The sequence below is a fragment of the Amycolatopsis sp. NPDC005961 genome, assembly GCF_040629235.1.
Taxonomy (GTDB): Bacteria; Actinomycetota; Actinomycetes; order Mycobacteriales; family Pseudonocardiaceae; genus Amycolatopsis; species Amycolatopsis camponoti.
In genome coordinates this window covers 1-1,491 of record NZ_JBEXVF010000155.1, presented here as the reverse complement: position 1 = coordinate 1,491, position 1,491 = coordinate 1, and the positions used below count along the sequence as shown (strand labels likewise).

At 72.4% G+C, this 1,491-nt stretch carries 2 protein-coding genes; both read right to left on the bottom strand.

The window, feature by feature from the left end; all coding sequences use genetic code 11:
* Positions 1–296: 296 nt before the first annotated feature.
* On the bottom strand, positions 297–962 hold the full coding sequence (locus ABZ342_RS48885; RefSeq protein ID WP_360488922.1) for an SGNH/GDSL hydrolase family protein: 666 nt from the start codon (positions 960–962) through the stop codon (positions 297–299).
* A 9-nt stretch (positions 963–971) separates the two neighbouring features.
* The gene (locus ABZ342_RS48880; RefSeq protein WP_360488924.1) at positions 972–1,418 is read right to left on the bottom strand and encodes an NAD(P)-binding oxidoreductase; all 447 of its coding nucleotides are present in this window, start codon (positions 1,416–1,418) and stop codon (positions 972–974) included.
* Positions 1,419–1,491: the final 73 nt, after the last annotated feature.

Below are 1,491 nucleotides of genomic sequence, written 5' to 3'. Positions count from 1 at the left end.
GCCGCACAACCGACGAAGACCCAGACTTACGCTCCCCACTGGAGCGCTACGGCGACGCGTTCTCCGACGCGATCGACTTGGCGTTGAACTCCCCGCCCCGCCGGATGTCCCCTCCCCCGAAGGGCACCCGGCCGACGGTGTCCGGAAGCCCCCTCGGCTCCCGGTCACCGCGCATTTCCGAACTCGGCACCCCCTGCCGCGTTCCCAATTTCGTGCTCGGCTGCCCCACAGGACGCGGTGGCGGAACCGCCAGATACACGAACCGAGAACTTTTTTTGAAGATCGACGCAGTGCGGCTAGGTGATCACGGAGAGTGCGAGGGTCCGGGCCCAGCGGGCGTAGCCGGCCGGCCCGGGGTGGAAGTTGTCGGAGGCGAAAGCCGCGGGATCGAGCAGCGCGGGGTCCATCGGCAGGTGCCGGACGCCGGGGATCCGGGTGAGGGTCGCCGCGGCCGCGTCGAGTGCGGTCGAGCGCGCCGCGAGGACGTCCCGCAGCGGCCTGGGCAGCGCCGGGAAGCGGGACATCGGCGGCACGCCGCCCAGGAGGACGTCGACCGGGCCGAGGCGCCGCCGCAGCGCGACGACCAGTTCCAGCAGGTCACGGCGGTAGCCCGCGGCCGACCGGAGCTCGATGGTGTCGTTGACCCCCAGTGCGATCACGACCAGGTCGGCCGGGCGGACCAGCGGGACCAGCTCGGCGCGGACGGTCCGGGCGTTGGCCCCGGTCCGGCCGACGGCCTGCCAGCGGACCGCCCGGCCGTCGTGCGCCAGCTCGCGGGCCAGGCAGCCGGTGAGCGCTTCCTCGTGGTCCCGCGCGCCGACGCCGTCCACTGTGGACTCGCCGAGGACGGCCAGGCGGAAGGGGGTCCCGTTCCCCGCCACGAGCCCTTCGGTGGGTCCGGCCGCGCCGGGGAGGCGCGGGGTCTTCCGCTTGACGCAGAGGGCCTGCGCGAGGATCACCATGGTTCGACGTTAGCCGTGGGCGATCGAGACCTTCGCCCTGATCAGCGTGGGGTCCGCCACGGCGTCGAGCAGGAACGCGGCGACGTCGGCGCGGCGGATGGTGAACGTGCGGACGTTCCCGTCGAGCCGGCTGACGACCTTGCCCGTGCGCGGGCCGTCGAGCAGCATCGGCGGGCGGACCACCGTCCAGTCCAGATCGGCCGCCGTGACCACGGCCTCCATCGCGAGCATGTCCGCCCAGCCGTGCTTGAGGAAGGTGTTGAGCAGCGGCTTCACGAGCGTGCGGGTGAAGAAGCCGTCTCCCTCCGTGTGCATGCCGCTGGCGCTGACGACCAGCAGGCGCTTCGCTCCGGCTCCGATCGCCGCACGGGCGCCGTCGACGCAGACCGTCGTCGGCCCGCGGTCGCGGGAGCCCAGCGCGGACACCACGGCGTCGTCGGCCAGGTGCTGGAGCATCGCGAAGTCCTCGGCGATCTTCACCGGGTCGTTCGTGGTGATCAGCGTCGTCGACGTCGACAGGATGATCTTG